Below are 17,480 nucleotides of genomic sequence, written 5' to 3' on the forward strand. Positions count from 1 at the left end.
GGCGGGCCCGGCGGCAAAGATGATCAGGTATTGGCCTCCAGCCAGCCTTGCAGCAACAGGGCGGCGGCGATGGCATCGACCGGGTTGTCGCGGTAGCTGCCGCGCTGGCCGCCACGGGCCATGCGCTCGCCCTTGGCCTCGAAGGTGGTCAGGCGTTCGTCGTGGGTGTGCACGGGCAGGTTGAAGCGGCCGTTCAGGCGGCGGGCGAACTTTTCTGCGCGGGCGCTCATTTCGCTGGGGCTGCCGTCCATGTTCAGCGGCAGGCCGACGACGATGGCGTCGGGCTTCCATTCGGCAATCAGCTTTTCCACCTGGGCCCAGTCCGGCACGCCGTTCTGTGCCTTCAGGGTGCAAAGCTCGCGGGCCTGGCCGGTGACCACCTGGCCGACGGCTACGCCGATCTGTTTGCTGCCGTAGTCGAAGCCCAGCAGCAGACGCAGTTCAGGGTGCAGTTCGGCCATCAGGCGTGGCCCGCCTGGCTGGTCAGCAGGTTCAGGTTGATCCCCAGGCTGGCGGCGGCGGCTTCCAGGCGCAGGTCGCTGGTCAGGCCGAAGATGATTTCCGGGTCGAACGGGCAGTTGAGCCAGGCGTTGTCGGCAAGCTCCGCTTCCAGTTGGCCCGCTTCCCAGCCGGCATAGCCCAGGGTGATCAGGCTCTGTTTCGGGCCTACCCCGGCGGCGATGGCAAGCAATATATCCTGCGAAGTGGTCAGCGACAGCCCTTCCAGCGCCACGGTGGCCTGGAAACTGCATTCGCTGCTGTGCAGCACGAAGCCACGGTCGGTCTGTACCGGGCCACCTTGGTAGATCGGCACCTGCAAGGTGCTGGCCGGTGGCATTTCGTCCGGGCGCAGCTGCTCGAGGATGTCGGCCAGGTTCAGCTCCTGCGGCCGGTTGACCACCAGGCCCATGGCGCCATGGGCGTTGTGCTCGACGATGTACGTGAGGGTCTGGGCGAAGTTCGGATCGGCCATGTGCGGCATGGCGATCAGGAACTGATGCTTGAGGTAGCTCGGCGTGAGGGTTTTCATGGGGGATAGTGTGGCGCCAGGTGGCGAGGCTGACAAGGTGCTCGGCATGGCTGTTTTGGGGCTGCTGTGCAGCCCATCGCCGGCAAGCCAGCTCCCACACCGATCGCATTGATCTCAAGCCATGTGCTATCCCTGTGGGAGCTGGCTTGCCGGCGATGGGGCGCGAAGCGGCCCTGATTCAGTTACTGGACAGACGGTCCCCACGGGCAAAGCGCCAGGTGCGGATGATCTCCAGCCGGTCAAACTCGGCCAGGTCCCCGGTAAACGGCGCAAACGGCGCCGCCAGCCGCACGATGCGCTGCGCCGCCTGGTCCAGCACCGGTTGCCCGGACGACTCCAGCACCAGCACCTCGTACAGCGAGCCATCGCGGTTGATCGACACCATCATGCGCAGGTTGCCGTAGATCTGTTGCCGGCGCGCTTCATCGGGGTAGTTCAGGTTGCCCACCCGCTCGACCTTCTTGCGCCACTCTTCCTTGTACCAGGCCCCCTTGTCGCGCATGGTCGAGGCGGCATTGAGCCGGTGGATGCGCGGGCGCTTGGCGTACATCTGCTGTTCGTTGGACAGCTCCGCCTCCAGGCTGGCGATCTGGCTGGACAACTGCGAGCTGTCGAAGTCCGGTGCCGGGGCTGCCGGCTTGGGCTGTGGCTTGCTTTCCCTGGGCTTGGGCTCGACCTTCTGTTGCTTGGGCGCCGTGGTCACTACCGCCGACTTCTGCGGGACAGGGGGCGGTACCACCTCGGGCTTCGCGGCGGGTGGCGGGGTGATCTTGTTGATCTTGCTGTCCTGGAACGGTGCCAGTTCGGTGGTCCTGGGCACCGCTTTCTTGTCCAGGGTGCCGCTGCCCTGCTGGTTGTCCTGGGCCTGGAAATCGGCCTTCTCCGGCGGTTTCTCGCTCTTGAAGGTGGCCAGGGTGATGTCCATGGTGTGGCGGATTTCGGCAGGCTTGACCACGCTGAAGCCGACGCCGAGGATCAGCGCCAGGTGCACCAGGGCAGCCAGGAACAGGGTAAAGCCGAGCCGGTCCACCGGGCGAACACGGGGGGGCAGCAGGTCGGCGGGGATGTCAGCGGGCAGCGTCATCAGGTTTCCAGCAACCGCAGGGCGGGGTAGCAGGCCAGGCCAAAAGGACCCGCATCATACCCCACTCTGGGTTGTTGCCGTGCGTCGGCGGTCAGCGCGCCTTCAGCTGGCGATCAATGGCATCCATCAATTGCCCGCCGATATCGGTGTTGTAGGCGGCATCGATCTCGCGGATGCAGGTGGGGCTGGTGACGTTGATTTCGGTGAGGTAGTCGCCGATCACGTCCAGGCCTACGAACATCAGGCCCTTCTCGCGCAGGGTCGGGCCGACCTGGGCGGCGATCCAGCGGTCGCGGTCGGTCAGCGGGCGTGCTTCGCCACGGCCACCGGCGGCCAGGTTGCCACGGGTTTCGCCGCTGGCCGGGATACGCGCCAGGCAGTAGTCCACCGGCTCGCCGTCGATCATCAGGATGCGCTTGTCGCCGTCGACGATCTGCGGCAGGTATTCCTGCGCCATGATCTGCTGGTTGCCGTGCTGGGTCAGGGTTTCCAGGATCACCGACAGGTTAGGGTCGTCCTTGCGGTGGCGGAACACCGAGGCGCCGCCCATGCCGTCCAGCGGCTTGAGGATCACGTCACCACGGCTGTTGGCGAACTCGCGCAGGATGTCGACACGGCGGCTGACCAGGGTCGGCGCCATGCACTGCGGGAACTGGGTGGCGAACAGTTTTTCGTTGCAGTCGCGCAGGCTCTGCGGGCGGTTGACCACCAGCACGCCTTCGCGCTCGGCCTGCTCCAGCAGATAGGTGCTGTAGACGAACTCCATGTCGAAGGGCGGGTCCTTGCGCATCAGGATCACGTCCAGCTCGGCCAGTGCGCTGTCCTGCTCCTCGCCCAGCTCGAACCAGCGGGCCGGGTCGGCGAACACTTTCAGCGGGCGCATTTGCGCACGCGCCTGGCCGGCGCCCAGGTACATATCGCGCTGTTCCATGTAGAACAGGCTCCAGCCGCGTGCCTGGGCGGCCAGCAGCATGGCCAGCGAGCTGTCCTTCTTGTAGGAGATGGACGCGATGGGGTCCATGACAATGCCGAGGCGAACGCTCATGGGGGTGGTTCCTCTTGGCGGCGCGTGGCCGCGATGGATCGAAAGAAAAGTGGCTCAGGGTGGCGCCGTGAACGCCGCCGGTCAAGGGGCGCCGCAGATGGAACGGCCACCCGGAGTGTGCTAAAAATGCCAGTCATAGCGCTGAATGACAGGCCCATGGGGGCTGCTGCGCAGCCCTTTCGCGACGCAAGGCCGCTCCCACAACGGCCCCAGGATTTCGGCAAATGGTAGCCCAACAGATGGAACAACCCCTGAAGGTGATGGTGATCGACGATTCGCGCACGATCCGCCGCACCGCGCAGATGTTGCTCGGTGAAGCGGGCTGCGAGGTGATCACCGCCAGCGATGGCTTCGATGCCCTGGCCAAGATCGTCGACCACCAGCCCAGCATCATCTTCGTCGATGTGTTGATGCCGCGCCTGGACGGCTACCAGACCTGCGCGGTGATCAAGCACAACAGTGCCTTCAAGGACACCCCGGTCATTCTGCTGTCGTCACGTGACGGCCTGTTCGACAAGGCCCGCGGCCGGGTGGTCGGCTCCGACCAGTTCCTGACCAAACCGTTCAGCAAGGAAGAACTGCTCGACGCGATCCGCGCCCACGTGCCCGGTTTTGCCGCAGCCCAACAACACGCACCCTGACCGCGCCCCGCCATGGCACGGTCTTTCTTTCCTGATGGGGAACCAGCATGGCCCGAGTTCTGATTGTCGACGACTCGCCGACAGAGATGTACCGATTGACCGAATGGCTGGAAAAGCACGGCTACCAGGTGCTCAAGGCCAGCAACGGTGCCGATGGCGTGGCCCTGGCCCGGCAGGACAAGCCCGACGCGGTGCTGATGGACATCGTCATGCCCGGCATGAACGGCTTCCAGGCCACCCGCCAGCTCAGCAAGGACCCGGAAACCAGCGCCATCCCGGTGATCGTGGTCACCACCAAGGACCAGGAAACCGACCGTATCTGGGCCACGCGCCAGGGCGCTCGTGACTTCCTGACCAAACCGGTGGAAGAGGACGCGCTGATCGCCAAGCTCAAAGAAGTGCTGGGGGCTTGACCACCCGCCCGCAGGGCGCGTCGCTGACCGCCTTCGAGTTGTTGCTGGACATCGACCGGCGCTGCCGCCTGCTGGTCGCCGACCAGCCGCCGCAGGACAACCGCCTGCAACAGTGGAGCGGCATTGGCTTTCGCATTGCCGGGCAATGGTTCGTCGCGCCCATGGGCGAGGTGGCCGAGGTGCTGCGCGAGCCGCGCAGCAGCCGCGTCCCCGGTGTGCAGCCGTGGGTGTGCGGGGTAGCCAACCTGCGCGGCCGGCTGTTGCCGGTGATGGACCTGAGCAGCTTCTTCGGCCTGGGCCACGCCGCCCCGGGCAAGCAGCGGCGGGTGCTGGTGCTGGACCACGAGGACCTGTTCGTCGGCCTGCTGGTGGACGAGGTGCTGGGCCTGCAGCACTTTGCCCTGGACAGCCTGCAACTGTCGCCACCACAGCCCCTGATCCGCGCCGCTGCACGTTTCGTGCAGGGGCACTTCCCGCGTGAACGCAACTGGGCGATCTTCAGCCCCTTCGCCCTGGCCCAGGCGCCGGGCTTTCTCGATGTGGCGTTATAGGACCTGCGAACGTGAACAAGCCTGCCACCCCCGTCACCACCGTGACCCCACGTACCCGCAGCATCGCGCAGATCACCGTGCTGTTCCTGATCCTGATCCTGTCGATCATCCTGCTGTTCGCCAACTTTGCCTACCTGAACACCCAGTCCAACTACGACAAGCAGTACATCGGCCACGCCGGCGAGCTGCGGGTGCTGTCGCAGCGCATCGCCAAGAACGCCACCGAAGCCGCCACCGGCAAGGCCCTGGCCTTCAAGCTGCTGTCGGACGCGCGCAACGATTTCGAACGGCGCTGGGGCTACCTGCGTGAAGGTGACAAGTCCACCGGCCTGCCACCCGCGCCGCCCATGGTGCGTGACGAGATGGAAGCGGTACGCCGCGACTGGGAAAACCTGCGCAAGAACACCGATACCATCCTGGCAAGCGAGCAGACCGTGCTGTCGCTGCACCAGGTGGCGGCGACCCTGGCCGAGACCGTGCCGCAGTTGCAGGTGGAATACGAGAAAGTGGTCGAGATCCTGCTGCAGAGCGGCGCCCCGGCCAGCCAGGTGGCGGTGGCCCAGCGCCAGTTGCTGCTGGCCGAACGCATCCTCGGCTCGGTCAACACTGTGCTGGCCGGTGACGACACCGCGGCCCAGGCTGCGGATGCCTTTGGCCGTGATGCCGGGCGCTTCGGCCAAGTGCTGGAAGGCATGCTCAGTGGCAGCGCGGCGATCCAGGTGACCCGTGTCGAGGACGCCGACGCCCGTGCGCGCCTGGCTGAAATTGCCGAGCTGTTCCAGTTCGTTGCCGGCTCGGTGGATGAAATCCTCGAAACCTCGCCAGAACTGTTCCGCGTGCGCGAGGCTGCCGGCAACATCTTCAGCCTGTCGCAAACTTTGCTCGACGAGGCCTCGCACCTGGCCAACGGTTTCGAGAACCTGGCCGGCGGGCGCACCCTCGACACTGTCGGCGGCTATGTCCTGGGCCTGCTGGCGTTGGCTTCGATCATCCTCATCGGCCTGGTCATGGTGCGCACCACCAACCGCCAGCTGCGCGAGACGGCGGAAAAGAACGAACGCAACCAGCAGGCGATCATGCGCTTGCTCGACGAAATCGAAGAGCTGGCTGACGGCGACCTGACCGTGACCGTATCGGTGACCGAAGACTTCACCGGCGCCATTGCCGATTCGATCAACTATTCCGTGGACCAATTGCGCGACCTGGTCGCCACCATCAACCACAGCGCCGTGCAGGTCGCTGCCGCCGTACAGGACACACAGAACACCGCACGCCAGCTGGCCAAGGCCTCTGAACACCAGGCCGAGCAGATCAGCGAGGCATCCGAGGCGGTCGGCGACATGGTCGAGTCGATCGACCGGGTTTCGGCACATGCCTACGAGTCGGCCAAGGTTGCCGAGCGCTCGGTGGCGATCGCCAACAAGGGCAACGAGGTGGTGCACAACACCATCAACGGCATGGACAACATTCGCGAGCAGATCCAGGACACCGCCAAACGGATCAAGCGCCTCGGTGAGTCTTCCCAGGAAATCGGCGATATCGTCAGCCTGATCGACGACATTGCCGACCAGACCAACATCCTCGCCCTCAACGCGGCAATTCAGGCCTCGCTTGCCGGCGAGGCCGGCCGTGGGTTCGCCGTGGTCGCCGACGAAGTGCAGCGCCTGGCCGAGCGCTCGTCGTCGGCCACCCGGCAGATCGAAGCGCTGGTGCGCACCATCCAGGCCGACACCAACGAGGCGGTCATCTCCATGGAGCAGACCACCGCCGAAGTGGTGCGCGGTGCCCGCCTGGCCCAGGATGCCGGGGTGGCGCTGGCCGAAATCGAAGGCGTATCGCAGAACCTCGCCGACCTTATCCACAGCATCTCCGATGCCGCCCAGCTGCAGACTTCGTCTGCCGGGCAGATCTCCCACACCATGGCAGTCATCCAGCAGATTACCGCGCAGACCTCCGCCGGCTCCGGTGCCACCGCCGACAGCATCCGCCACCTGGCACGCATGGCCAGCGAGATGCGCCGTTCGGTGTCCGGGTTCACCCTGCCGCCACCAGCAGAGCCCAAGTGAAGAGCCCTACTGATGAGCTCTACTGAAAAGCCGCGCCGAGGAGTGCCCATGGCTGTAGCAGCTGTAAGCCCCGAGCGCCACGACACAGTGGCGCTGGCCTGGACCAAGGCCGCCATCCTCGACTGCCTGGGCCAGGCGCGCCAGGCGCTGGAGCGCTTTGCCGGCGAGCCTGGCGACCTGTCGATGCTGGCATTCGTGGTCGACAACCTGCACCAGGTGCACGGCTGCCTGCGCATGCTCGAACTGCGCGGCGCCACGCGCCTGGCCGAAGAACTGGAGCTGTTCGCCAGGGCCCTGGCCGATGGCCAGGTCAGCCCCCGCGGTGATTGCCTGGGCGCGTTGTTCCGCGGCCTGGAGCAATTGCCGTCGTATCTGGAGCGCCTGCGCGGCGCCCGCCACGACCTGCCACTGGTGATGCTGCCGCTGCTCAACCAGCTGCGTGCCTGCCGTGGCGAGGAGCCGTTGGCCCAGGCCAGCCTGATCAGCGGCGCCACCCAACGCTTTGCCGGTGCCGACGACCTGGCCAACCTCGACCTGTCGCTGGGCAACTGGCGCGAGCAGCTGCAGGCAGGGCCTGGCCGCGATGCCCTGCGCTCGGTGGTGACCGCGCTGTGCGACGACCTGATGCGCATCAAGGAGCGCCTGGACCAGTTCGTGCGTGGCGACCGCCAGCACAGCGAGCAGCTCGATGCCCTGCTGGCACCGCTGCGCCACGTGGCCGACACCCTGGCGGTGCTTGGCTTCCAGCAGCCACGCCGGGTGATCATCGACCAGGTGCTGGCGTTGCAGGCCCTGGCCCAGGGCGAGCGGGCCGTGGACGACGCGGTGTTGATGGATGTAGCGGGGGCCCTGCTGTACGTGGAGGCCACGCTCAATGGCATGGTCGGCCCGCTGGAGGAAAACGGCCAGGGCGGCCTGCCGGGCTCGGACCTGGCCGAAATCCGCCAGCTGGTGTTGAACGAGTCGCTGAACGTGCTGCAGCAGGCCAAGGACCTGATCGGCGATTGCCTGGAGTCCGGCTGGCCGCGGCAACGCCTGCAACCCTTGCCAGGGCTGTTGCAGCAGATTCGCGGTGCGCTGGCGATGTTGATGCTGCCGGCCGTGGCCGAGCTGTTTGCCGGTTGCGCCAGCTATGTACAGCGCTGGCTGCAGCACCTGGACGTGGAGCCGCCTGCCGATGAGCTGACGCACCTGGCCGAGGCCCTGAGCGCTGCCGAATGCTACCTGCAATGGCGGGTGGCGGACCCATTGGCGGATGGCCAGCCCTTCATCGACATGGCGCGCGCCAGCCTGGCGACGCTGGGTGTGCACTGCGCGCTGGTCGAGGCCACCGCGGGCCACGATGGCAGCGCTGATGGCATCGATGACGAGTTGCGTGAAGTGTTTCTCGACGAGGCCGGTGAGCTGCTGCCGGAAATCGAGCGCCACTGGCTGCGCTGGCGTGCCGACAACCAGCAGCGCGAGGCACTGGGAGAAGTGCGCCGCGCCTTGCATACGCTCAAGGGCAGCGGCCGCATGGTACATGCCGAGGCGGTGGCCGAGCTGGCCTGGGGCGCCGAGCACCTGCTGAACCGGGTACTCGAGGGCCGCAGCGTGCTCAGCCCGGAAGGCGTGGTGGCCCTGCAGCAGGCATTCGTCTACCTGCCCGACCTGTTGGCCGACTTTGCCGCCGGCCAGCTGCCACAACTGACGGAAATCGAGCAGCTGGCCGGGCACCTGCATGCCCTGGCCGAAAACGATGCCCCGGTGGCGGCCGACATCGACGGCCTCGACCCGCAATTGCTCGACATCTTCCGCAGCGAGGCGCAGGGCCACCTGGCCAGCCTGGATGCTTTCCTGCAGGGCGCCGACGGCCACGATACGCAGGTCAGCGATGGCCTGCAGCGCGCCCTGCATACGCTCAAGGGCAGTGCCGCCATGGCCGGGGTGATGCCGGTCGCCGAACTGGCCACCGCCTTCGACCGCCTGGCTCGTGAATACAAGGGCCACCAACTACCCCTGCAAATGGCCGAGATCGAATGGCTGGAAGCTGCTCGCTCGCTGTTCCACCTGGGCCTGGCGCAACTCGACAGCACGCCGCTGGCGGCCATCCCCGGTGCCGCGGAGCTGATCGAGCAGGTCGGCCAGGCTGTGGACGCGCACCTGGCCAGCTTGCATGGCGACCCGCAGCATGCGCGGCGCAGCAAGCGCGACCCGCAGTTGATCGCCAGTTTCCTGGCCCAGGCCATGGATATCCTGCTGGATGCCGAGTCGTTGCTGTCGCGCTGGCAGGAACAGCCCGGCCAGCGCGATGCACTGGACACCCTGCTCGACGAACTGACCACCCTGGGCCATGCCGCACACTTGGCCGACCTGTGGCAAATGGATGACGTGTGCGAGGCCTTGCTCGACCTGTATGGCGCCGTGGAGGAGGGCAGCCTGCCCGCCGATGCGCGCTTCTTCGCCCACGTGCAGCGGGCCCATGAAGCCCTGCTGGACATGCTCGACGAAGTGGCGGCCGGGCAGGACATCCCGCCAAGGCCGGAGCTGGTCGACAGCCTGCGCAACCTGCTGGGCCAGGCTCTGGCACCGGAGGCCACTGGCCTGGTGGGCATCGACACGGTCACGCCGCTGCACCCGGACATGGACCTGGCCGATACCCTTGGCCTGGGGGCGGCGCACAACCCTTTGCTGCCGGCTGTGGCCGAGCCGCTGGTCGAAGAGCCGGAAAGCCCAGGCGAAGAGCTGCTGGAAGTCTTCCTCGAAGAAAGCTCGGACATCGTCGAGAGTGCCGCCGCAGCCCTGGCGCGCTGGCAGGCCGACCCGCGCAACAGCGTGGAGGTGGACAACCTGATGCGCGACCTGCACACCCTCAAGGGTGTGGCGCGCATGGTCGAAATTGCGCCGATCGGCGATCTGGCCCACGAACTGGAGTTCCTCTACGAGCTGCTGGCCGCTGGCCGTATGCCGCCGAGCGCGCCACTGTTCGCCTTGCTGCAGAACTGCCATGACCGCCTGGCGCACATGCTCGATGCCGTGCGCCTGGGGCAGCCGTTGCATGCCGCCACTGCGCTGATCGACTACATCCGCAACTTCAGCTTCTCGGCCCTGGCCGACAGCGCCGCTGGCCAGGGGCCTGTCGAGGCCGCGACCAGTGAGGCGCCGGCGGCGGCGCCGGAGCGGGCGCCGGGCGACATGGTGAAGGTCGATGCCGAGTTGCTCGACGAGCTGGGCAACCTGGCCGGTGAGCACTCGATCATCCGTGGGCGCATCGAGCAGCAGGTAAACGATGCGCAGTTCACCCTCAACGAGATGGAAACCACCCTCGAACGCATGCGCGACCAGTTGCTGCGCCTGGATATCGAGACCCAAGGGCGGATGTCCAGCCGGCAGCAGTTCGAAGGCGATGCCTATGACGACTTCGACCCGCTGGAAATGGACCGCCACTCGCAACTGCAGCAGCTGTCGCGGGCCCTGTTCGAGTCTGCCTCGGACTTGCTCGACCTCAAGGAAACCCTGGCACAGCGCGCCCAGGAGGCCTACAGCCTGCTGCAGCAGCAGGCGCGGGTGAACAGCCAGTTGCAGGAAGGCCTGACCGCGACCCTGATGGTGCCCTTCGAGCGCCTGGTGCCACGCTTGCAGCGCGTGGTACGGCAGGTGGCCAGCGAATTGGGCAAGCAGGTGGAGCTGGTGGTGGGCAATGCCGAGGGCGAACTGGACCGCAGCGTGCTCGAACGTATGGTGGCGCCGCTGGAGCACATGCTGCGCAACGCCGTCGACCATGGCCTGGAAAGCCGCGAAATGCGCCTGGCCGCCGGCAAGCCGGAGCAGGGCACCATTCACCTGAATCTGCTGCACGAAGGCGCGGACATCGTTATCGAAATGACCGACGACGGTGCCGGCGTGCCACTCGAAGCGGTGCGCCGCAAGGCCATCAAGCGCGGCCTGCTGGACCCGCAGGCGCAGTTGAGCGATCACGAGATCCTCCAGTTCATCCTGCGCCCGGGCTTTTCCACTGCCGAGAAGATCACCCAGATTTCCGGGCGTGGCCTGGGCATGGACGTGGTACACGAAGAGGTCAAGCAACTGGGGGGCTCGATGAGTATCGAGTCGGCCCAGGGCAAGGGCGCGCGCTTCCTGATCCGCCTGCCGTTCACCGTGTCGGTCAACCGTGCGCTGATGGTGCATCTGGGCGAAGAGCAGTACGCCATTCCGCTGAACACCATCGAGGGCATCGTCCGCGTGCCGCCGGCCGAACTGGCGGCGTGCTACCAGCTGGACGCCCCGCGTTATGTGTACGCCGGCCACGAATACGAGCTGCGCTACCTGGGTGAACTGCTACAGGGCATGCCGCGCCCGGCATTGCTCGGGCAGAGCGTGCCGCTGCCGGTGCTGCTGGTGCATTCCCAGGAGCAGTCGTTCGCCATCCAGGCCGACAGCCTGTCGCCCAGCCGCGAGATCGTGGTGAAGAGCCTGGGGCCGCAGTTTGCCGCGGTTGCCGGGTTGTCGGGGGCGACGCTGCTGGGCGATGGCCGGGTGGTACTGATTCTCGACCTGCTGGGTCAGTTGCGTGGCCAGCAGCGGCGCCTGGCGCGCCTGCCGGGCGGCGGTGCGGCCCGGCGCCAGGTGTTCGGCCCGGCGCCACGGCGGGCGTTGCTGGTAATGGTGGTGGACGACTCGGTGACTGTGCGCAAGGTCACCAGCCGCCTGCTGGAACGCCACGGCATGAGTGTGCTGACGGCCAAGGACGGGGTCGATGCCATGGCCCTGCTGGAAGAACACCGCCCCGATGTGTTGCTGCTGGACATCGAGATGCCGCGCATGGACGGCTTCGAGGTGGCCACACGTATCCGCCGTGACGAGCGGCTGAAAGACTTGCCGATCATCATGATTACCTCGCGCACCGGGCAGAAGCACCGCGACCGTGCCATGGCCATCGGCGTCAACGAATACCTGGGCAAGCCGTACCAGGAGTCGGTCCTGTTGCAGAGCATTGCCCACTGGAGCCAGACCCATGCTTGAACTGATCGCCGGCCAGCGCAGCAGCCTGACCGGGCTTTTGCTGCCGTTGGGCGACCGTACCCTGGTGTTGCCCAACGTGGCGGTGGCCGAACTGAGTGGCCAGCGCAACCTGGTGTGCCAACGCGGCGAGCCGGCCTGGCACCTGGGCTGGATCGACTGGCGCCAGCAGCGCCTGCCGCTGATCGGCTTCGAAGCCGCGTGCGGTGGCGAGACACCCTGCGGCGAGCGGGCACGCGTGGTGGTGCTCAATGCCCTGGGTGATACCGGCCTGCGTTACCTGGCGTTGTTGCTGCAGGACATACCGCGCTCGTGCAAGCTCGACAGCCAGCTGAACTACGTGGACGTGGCGCTGGGCCGCCTGGAGCTGGCGGCGGTGCAGGTGGGTGAGCAGGTGGCACGGGTGCCGGACCTGGTCGGGCTGGAACGGCTGGTGCGTGACGCGGAACTGCAACCTGAGCTTGGTTAGGATGCAAGGCACAGGGCCCTTTCGCGGGCACGCCCGCTCCCACAGGAAAATCATACACTTCAAGGCAAGTAGATAACCTGTGGGAGCGGGCATGCCCGCGAAGAGGCCATCAGCATCACATCAGGAACCCAGCCCACCTCAGGAGGTCTGTGTTTGCATGTACTACGGTGAACGCTTCAACGCCTGGACCCACCTGGTCGGTGCCGTCCTGGCCTGTATCGGTGCCATCTGGCTGATCGTGGTCGCGGGCCTGCAGGGCGACCCGTGGAAGATCGTCAGTTTCTCCATCTACGGCAGCACCTTGCTGTTGCTGTACAGCATTTCTACCCTGTACCACAGCACTCGCGGGCGGGCGAAGGTGATCATGCGCAAGCTCGATCACCTGTCGATCTACCTGCTGATCGCCGGCAGCTACACGCCGTTCTGCCTGGTCAGCCTGCGCGGGCCCTGGGGCTGGAGCCTGTTCGGGGTGGTCTGGGGGCTGGCGGTGATCGGCATGCTGCAGGAGATCAAGCCGCGATCCGAGGCGCGCATCCTGTCGATCATCATCTATGCGGTGATGGGCTGGATCGTGCTGGTGGCGGTCAAACCATTGCTGCACTCGCTCGGCAGCGCAGGCTTTGCCTGGCTGGCCGCTGGCGGGGTGTTCTACACCGTCGGCATCATCTTCTTCGCTTTCGACAGCCGCTTCCGCCACTGGCATGGCATCTGGCACCTGTTCGTGATCGCCGGCAGCCTCATGCACTTCGTGGCGGTGTCGTTCTACGTGCGCTAGTTAAAAGTCGCCCCACAGTTGCTGTGCCACCGACAGTGCCACCACCGGTGCGGTTTCGGTGCGCAGCACGCGTGGGCCCAAGCGTGCTGCGTGGAAACCGGCAGCCTTGGCCTGGTCGACCTCCGCTTCGCTCAGGCCGCCTTCGGGGCCGATCAGGAAGGCCAGGGTGGCAGGCTTGGCATGGCTGGTGAGCGGTTCGGCCACCGGGTGCAGGACCAGTTTCAAGTCGGCCTTGGCACTGTTCAGCCATTCAACCAGGGTCACTGGCGGGTGGATGACCGGCAAGGTCGAGCGGCCGCATTGTTCGCAGGCGCTGATCGCCACCTGGCGCCAGTGGGCCAGGCGCTTGTCGGCGCGCTCGTCCTTCAGCCGCACTTCGCAGCGTTCGCTGACGATCGGGGTGATTTCGTTGGCGCCCAGTTCGGTGGCTTTCTGGATCGCCCAGTCCATGCGCTCGCCACGGGACAGGCCTTGGCCGAGGTGCACGTGCAGTGGTGAGTCGGCCTGGCCGGCGAGGGCCTGGTCGAGGCTGACGCGCACGGTTTTCTTGCCCACTTCGAGCAACTGGCCGCGGTATTCCTGGCCACTGCCGTCGAACAGCTGCACGGCGTCGCCGGGGGCCATGCGCAGTACGCGGCCGATGTAGTGGGCCTGGGCTTCGGGCAGGTCATGCTCGCCAAGGCTCAGGGGGGCGTCGATGAAAAAGCGGGACAGTCTCATGGGTTTGCTCGGTAGAAGAGAGACGCAGATTCCCTGTGGGAGCGGGCGTGCCCGCGAAGCAGGCACCGCGGTGCATGGCAAGGGCTTCGCCCTTGTTCGCGGGCATGCCCGCTCCCACAGGGAACGTGGTATGGCTAACTGTCCGGGCTTAGCCCGGGTCGCGGAAGTCGGGGTGGAAGTTGGCCGGTACGGCCACGCTGACGCTATCGCGGGTGGCAATGTCGATGCCTTCGCTGGCCACTTCTGCCAGGAAGTCGATCTGCTCTGGCGTAATCACATACGGCGGCAGGAAGTACACCACGCTGCCCAGCGGGCGCAGCAGGGCGCCACGCGTCAGGGCATGCTCGAACACTTTCAGGCCACGACGCTCTTGCCACGGGTAGGCAACCTTGCCGGCCTTGTCCTGGACCATCTCGATGGCCAGGGCCATGCCGGTCTGGCGAATCTCGGCCACATGCGCGTGGTCGGCCAGGTGCGCGGTGGCGCTGGCCATGCGGGTGGCCAAGGCCTTGTTGGCCTCGATCACGTTGTCCTGCTCGAAGATGTCCAGGGTCGCCAGCGCCGCGGCGCAGGCCAGCGGGTTGCCAGTGTAGCTGTGCGAGTGGAGGAATGCGCGCAGGGTCGGGTAGTCGTCGTAGAACGCCTGGTACACCTTGTCGGTGGTCAGGCAGGCGGCCAGCGGCAGGTAGCCGCCGGTCAGGGCCTTGGACAGGCACAGGAAGTCCGGGCGAATGCCGGCCTGTTCACAGGCGAACATGGTGCCGGTGCGGCCGAAGCCCACGGCGATCTCGTCGTGGATCAGGTGCACGTCGTAGCGGTCGCAGGCCTCGCGCAGCAGCTTGAGGTACACCGGGTGGTACATGCGCATGCCGCCGGCACCCTGGATCAGCGGTTCGACGATCACCGCGCTGATCGAGGCGTGGTGCTCGGCCAGGGTCTGTTCCATGGCCTGGAACATGGTGCGCGAGTGCTCTTCCCAGCTCGTGCCCTCGGGGCGCAGGTAGCAGTCGGGGCTGGGCACCTTGAGGGTATCGAGCAGCAGCGCCTTGTAGGTTTCGGTAAACAGCGGCACATCACCGACCGACATGGCGGCGATGGTTTCGCCGTGGTAGCTGTTGGTCAGGGTGACGAAGCGCTTCTTGCCCGGCTTGCCGACGTTCTGCCAGTAGTGGAAGCTCATCTTCAGCGCCACTTCGATGCACGACGAACCGTTGTCGGCATAGAACACCCGGTCGAGGCCGGCGGGGGTCATGGCTACAAGGCGCTCGGACAGCTCGATCACCGGCTGGTGGCTGAAACCGGCCAGGATCACGTGCTCCAGCTGGTCGACCTGGTCCTTGATGCGCTGGTTGATACGCGGGTTGGCGTGGCCAAACACGTTGACCCACCAGCTGCTCACCGCATCCAGGTAGCGCTTGCCTTCGAAGTCTTCCAGCCACACGCCTTCGCCGCGCCTGATCGGGATCAGCGGCAGCTGCTCGTGGTCTTTCATCTGGGTGCAGGGGTGCCACAGGACCTTTAGGTCGCGTTGCATCCACTGATCATTGAGGCCCATGGGCACTTCTCCTGGCTTTGCGGCTTGGTTCGACCGCGTAAGCCTAAGCAATGCCGCAGGGCAGGACAACCGCCGCTTTTCATCGGCTTGCCAGCTGAGCTTGCCACCGCGTGGAATCGCTGCAGGCAAAAATGTCAGTGGCGAAAAGGACTTGATGTCACTGCGCTGGCAGGGTCGGCGGACCTGACGTATTCTTAACGCATCTCTCCCGGGGCATTCCTGCCTCTCCCCATTTCTGTAACCCCCTGACTCGGAGTTCGCCGACATGGCTGCTGCTTGGGTGCGCCTGTGCGCGTTGGTATTGATTGGTGTGTCCAGCGGCGCCGCGCTGGCAAAGGACAAGACACCTTCGGCGATCGTAGTGGGTGGCGGCCTGGCGGGCCTGACGGCCGCCTACGAGCTGCAGAACAAAGGCTGGCAGGTGACGCTGCTGGAGGCCAAGGCGGGCATGGGCGGGCGCTCGGGCCTGGCCACCAGCGAGTGGATTGGCAACGCCAAGGCGCAGCCGGTGCTCAACCAGTACCTCGACCGTTTCAAACTTGAAACACTGCCGGCACCAGAGTTCGTGCGTACCCCCGGTTACCTGATCGATGGCGAGTATTTCAGCGCCACCGACCTGGCCACCAAGCAGCCGGCTACTGCCGATGCGCTCAAACGTTACGAGAAAACCCTCGATGACCTGGCCCGTTCGATCGACGATCCGCTGAACCCGCAAGCCAACAGCACGCTGTTCGCCCTCGACCAGATCAACGTCTCTAGCTGGCTGGACAAGCTGCAACTGCCGACCACCGCCCGTCAGCTGGTCAACCAGCAGATCCGTACCCGCTACGATGAGCCATCGCGCCTTTCGCTGCTGTACTTTGCCCAGCAGAACCGCGTGTATCGCGGGGTCAGCGACCGTGACCTGCGTGCCGCGCGCCTGCCCGGCGGCAGCCCAGTGCTGGCCCAGGCGTTCGTCAAGCAACTGAAGACCATCAAGACCAGTTCGCCGGTGACCTCCATCGTCCAGGACAAGGACGGTGTCACGGTCAAGGTCGGCAGCGTCGGCTACCAGGCGGATTACCTGGTCATGGCCGTGCCCCTGCGCGCCCTGGCCAAGATCCAGATGACCCCGGGCCTGGACAGCCAGCACCTGGCGGCATTGAAGGGCACCAACTATGGCTGGCGCGACCAGCTGATGCTCAAGTTCAAGAAGCCGGTGTGGGAAAGCCGCGCGCGCATGTCGGGCGAAATCTTCAGTAACGCAGGCTTGGGCATGCTGTGGATCGAACCCGCGCTCAAGGGTGGCGCCAACGTGGTGATCAACCTGTCGGGCGACAACGCCCGTCTGCTGCAGGCGTTCGGCGACAAGCAGATGGTCGATCAGGTGCTGATCCGCCTGCATGCGTTCTACCCACAGGCCCGTGGCTCGTTCACCGGCTACGAGGTCAAGCGCTACAGCACCGACGCCGGTACCGGCGGCGCCTACCTGGCCTATGGCCCGGGCCAGATCAGCAAGTACTGGCGCCTGTGGGAGCGCCCGGTGCAGCGCATCACCTTTGCCGGTGAGCATACCGACGCCCTCTACCCAGGCACCCTGGAAGGCGCCCTGCGCAGTGGCCAGCGCGCGGCCAGCCAGGTGCAGGACCTGCTGGCCGGCAAGTCGTTCGACCCGGCCAAGTCGGCACCGGTGGCGGCGGCAGCAGCTGCAGGCGCCGTAGCGGCCAAGGAGAGCAAGGGCGGGTTCTTCTCCAACATGTTCGGTGGTTCTTCCGACAAGGGCGACAAGGCTGACAAGGCCCCGGTCAAGGCCGAGCCGAAGCCGGTCGATGAGGCCAAGCAGGACAAGCCGGGCTTCTTCAAGCGCCTGTTTGGTGGGGCGGACAAGCCTGAGGTGAAGGCCGAGCCGATTGCCAAGGCCGAGGAAGTGGCGCCAGCACCTGTGCCAGCCCCGCAAGCTGCGCCGGCCCCGGTTGCACCAGCACCAGTGGTCAAGGAAGCGGCGGCCAAGCCTGCTGCTACCAAGGCTGCACCTGCCAAGCGTGCACCGGCGCACAAGCCAGCCCAGACCAAAAAGGCGACTGCCAAGTCCGAACCGGCCAAGAAAGCTGTGGCCAATACCCAGGCCAAAGCGGGTTGATTTGTTGACTTTGC

14 protein-coding genes are annotated in these 17,480 nt (G+C 66.0%); 8 read left to right on the forward strand and 6 right to left on the reverse strand.

The window, feature by feature from the left end:
* Positions 1-23 precede the first annotated feature (23 nt).
* From ruvX to gshB, 4 genes are all read right to left on the reverse strand, one after another.
* Positions 24-461 (reverse strand): Holliday junction resolvase RuvX, encoded by a 438-nt coding sequence (ruvX, locus tag CAG34_RS02570; protein WP_085587807.1) that lies wholly within the window; start codon positions 459-461, stop codon positions 24-26.
* Positions 461-1,030 (reverse strand): YqgE/AlgH family protein, encoded by a 570-nt coding sequence (locus tag CAG34_RS02575; protein WP_015272081.1) that lies wholly within the window; start codon positions 1,028-1,030, stop codon positions 461-463. The genes ruvX and CAG34_RS02575 overlap by 1 nt, the downstream gene beginning before the upstream one ends.
* A 178-nt stretch (positions 1,031-1,208) precedes the next feature.
* A complete protein-coding gene (locus CAG34_RS02580) occupies positions 1,209-2,114 on the reverse strand; it encodes an energy transducer TonB (protein ID WP_085587809.1) in 906 nt (301 codons plus the stop codon).
* A 91-nt stretch (positions 2,115-2,205) separates the two neighbouring features.
* Positions 2,206-3,159: a glutathione synthase gene (gshB, locus tag CAG34_RS02585; protein ID WP_085587811.1), complete on the reverse strand. Its 954-nt coding sequence runs from the start codon at positions 3,157-3,159 to the stop codon at positions 2,206-2,208.
* A 239-nt stretch (positions 3,160-3,398) separates the two neighbouring features.
* Here gshB and CAG34_RS02590 point away from each other — a divergent pair, with 239 nt between their 5' ends.
* From CAG34_RS02590 to CAG34_RS02620, 7 genes are all read left to right on the forward strand, one after another.
* A complete protein-coding gene (locus tag CAG34_RS02590; protein WP_003257770.1) occupies positions 3,399-3,800 on the forward strand; it encodes a PleD family two-component system response regulator in 402 nt (133 codons plus the stop codon).
* A 47-nt stretch (positions 3,801-3,847) separates the two neighbouring features.
* Complete coding sequence (gene pilH, locus CAG34_RS02595) at positions 3,848-4,213, forward strand: twitching motility response regulator PilH (RefSeq protein WP_012274551.1); 366 nt, start codon at positions 3,848-3,850, stop codon at positions 4,211-4,213.
* On the forward strand, positions 4,210-4,764 hold the full coding sequence (locus CAG34_RS02600; RefSeq protein WP_025340905.1) for a chemotaxis protein CheW: 555 nt from the start codon (positions 4,210-4,212) through the stop codon (positions 4,762-4,764). The genes pilH and CAG34_RS02600 overlap by 4 nt, the downstream gene beginning before the upstream one ends.
* A gap of 11 nt (positions 4,765-4,775) precedes the next feature.
* Positions 4,776-6,830, forward strand: coding sequence for a methyl-accepting chemotaxis protein (locus tag CAG34_RS02605; protein WP_025340904.1), 2,055 nt, complete (start codon positions 4,776-4,778; stop codon positions 6,828-6,830).
* Between the two features lie 48 nt (positions 6,831-6,878).
* Positions 6,879-11,831 (forward strand): Hpt domain-containing protein, encoded by a 4,953-nt coding sequence (locus CAG34_RS02610; protein ID WP_085587813.1) that lies wholly within the window; start codon positions 6,879-6,881, stop codon positions 11,829-11,831.
* Complete coding sequence (locus CAG34_RS02615; protein WP_039612487.1) at positions 11,824-12,297, forward strand: chemotaxis protein CheW; 474 nt, start codon at positions 11,824-11,826, stop codon at positions 12,295-12,297. The genes CAG34_RS02610 and CAG34_RS02615 overlap by 8 nt, the downstream gene beginning before the upstream one ends.
* 157 nt (positions 12,298-12,454) lie before the next feature.
* On the forward strand, positions 12,455-13,072 hold the full coding sequence (locus CAG34_RS02620) for a hemolysin III family protein (RefSeq protein ID WP_013974522.1): 618 nt from the start codon (positions 12,455-12,457) through the stop codon (positions 13,070-13,072).
* Here CAG34_RS02620 and CAG34_RS02625 read toward each other — a convergent pair whose 3' ends face one another.
* Positions 13,073-13,792, reverse strand: coding sequence for a 16S rRNA (uracil(1498)-N(3))-methyltransferase (locus CAG34_RS02625; protein ID WP_061550440.1), 720 nt, complete (start codon positions 13,790-13,792; stop codon positions 13,073-13,075).
* A gap of 148 nt (positions 13,793-13,940) precedes the next feature.
* On the reverse strand, positions 13,941-15,347 hold the full coding sequence (locus tag CAG34_RS02630; protein ID WP_025340900.1) for an adenosylmethionine--8-amino-7-oxononanoate transaminase: 1,407 nt from the start codon (positions 15,345-15,347) through the stop codon (positions 13,941-13,943).
* A 265-nt stretch (positions 15,348-15,612) separates the two neighbouring features.
* On the opposite strand from CAG34_RS02630, the gene CAG34_RS02635 reads away from it, so the two are divergent.
* The gene (locus tag CAG34_RS02635) at positions 15,613-17,466 is read left to right on the forward strand and encodes a flavin monoamine oxidase family protein (RefSeq protein WP_085587815.1); all 1,854 of its coding nucleotides are present in this window, start codon (positions 15,613-15,615) and stop codon (positions 17,464-17,466) included.
* Positions 17,467-17,480 lie beyond the last annotated feature (14 nt).

It is taken from the genome of Pseudomonas sp. B14(2017), from assembly GCF_002113255.1.
GTDB classification, from domain to species: Bacteria; Pseudomonadota; Gammaproteobacteria; order Pseudomonadales; family Pseudomonadaceae; genus Aquipseudomonas; species Aquipseudomonas putida_Z.

Coding starts and splice junctions, on each gene's coding strand:
- ruvX (WP_085587807.1), bottom strand. CDS start 461: ATGGCCGAACTGCACCCTGAACTGCGTCTGCTGCTGGGCTTCGACTAC.
- CAG34_RS02575 (WP_015272081.1), bottom strand. CDS start 1,030: ATGAAAACCCTCACGCCGAGCTACCTCAAGCATCAGTTCCTGATCGCC.
- CAG34_RS02580 (WP_085587809.1), bottom strand. CDS start 2,114: ATGACGCTGCCCGCTGACATCCCCGCCGACCTGCTGCCCCCCCGTGTT.
- gshB (WP_085587811.1), bottom strand. CDS start 3,159: ATGAGCGTTCGCCTCGGCATTGTCATGGACCCCATCGCGTCCATCTCC.
- CAG34_RS02590 (WP_003257770.1), top strand. CDS start 3,399: ATGGAACAACCCCTGAAGGTGATGGTGATCGACGATTCGCGCACGATC.
- pilH (WP_012274551.1), top strand. CDS start 3,848: ATGGCCCGAGTTCTGATTGTCGACGACTCGCCGACAGAGATGTACCGA.
- CAG34_RS02610 (WP_085587813.1), top strand. CDS start 6,879: ATGGCTGTAGCAGCTGTAAGCCCCGAGCGCCACGACACAGTGGCGCTG.
- CAG34_RS02615 (WP_039612487.1), top strand. CDS start 11,824: ATGCTTGAACTGATCGCCGGCCAGCGCAGCAGCCTGACCGGGCTTTTG.
- CAG34_RS02620 (WP_013974522.1), top strand. CDS start 12,455: ATGTACTACGGTGAACGCTTCAACGCCTGGACCCACCTGGTCGGTGCC.
- CAG34_RS02625 (WP_061550440.1), bottom strand. CDS start 13,792: ATGAGACTGTCCCGCTTTTTCATCGACGCCCCCCTGAGCCTTGGCGAG.
- CAG34_RS02630 (WP_025340900.1), bottom strand. CDS start 15,347: ATGGGCCTCAATGATCAGTGGATGCAACGCGACCTAAAGGTCCTGTGG.
- CAG34_RS02635 (WP_085587815.1), top strand. CDS start 15,613: ATGGCTGCTGCTTGGGTGCGCCTGTGCGCGTTGGTATTGATTGGTGTG.